Genomic DNA, 706 nt, shown 5'->3' with positions numbered 1-706 from the left:
TGATTCGCATGCGATTCAATAATTTTTCCATCAATTGCCAAATTTTCACCTAATTCTGGAAGTTCCTTATACAGAGTTTCCAATAAAGTAGTAAATATTCCCTCCACTTTTTCGAGATGATTGGTCAATCGAAAACTAAAACGAGAAAAGGCCGAAGCGCTTGGAGCTAAAACTTTTTTAGATTCACCATTTACTAAAATATGATGCGTTTGAAAGCCACAAATTTGTCGCAATTGACTATTTCGATTAAGTTCTCGTATGAGGCTTTGAACAGTCGGGTGCTGAAAGACAAATTTTGCAATAAAAGCTCGCCACATTGATAGATTTGAGTAATCATTTCGCCCCGTAGGGCGTTCTTCATCAAGTGCCTTAATGAGGGCTTGATCCGGCAGCTCATTTAGCACAGTGTATAATTTTTCTAAATCGCCTAATTCGTTCTCTTCAAATAAATTTAATTGTGCTACAATATCCATAGGGAATTTCCTTTCTTTTTGTTTTTTGGTTAACTCTATTATACAACAATAGAGGGCGCTATCGCGCCAACAAAGAGGGAATTCCCTTTTTTTATTGTTTAGTCGTATTTTTAAAAAATATGAAATTTTAAAATGTTGAATGGCTTCATACCAATCTTTGCCTCTGTCGATTTATTTTTTACCGACCTTCTAACGTTAGACACACCAAGGCATTTCAGAATCGAAAATGATTC

At 35.4% G+C, this 706-nt stretch carries 1 protein-coding gene; it reads right to left on the bottom strand.

Features of this window, described 5'->3' with window-relative positions; genetic code table 11:
* The coding region (locus tag ACYQ2O_RS12565) for a transposase (protein WP_459796750.1) at positions 1-473 on the bottom strand (473 nt) is incomplete at its 3' end.
* Positions 474-706 lie beyond the last annotated feature (233 nt).

This window comes from Alkalibacterium sp. m-11 (genome assembly GCF_054658155.1).
This window is presented reverse-complemented; position numbering and strand designations above follow the sequence as displayed.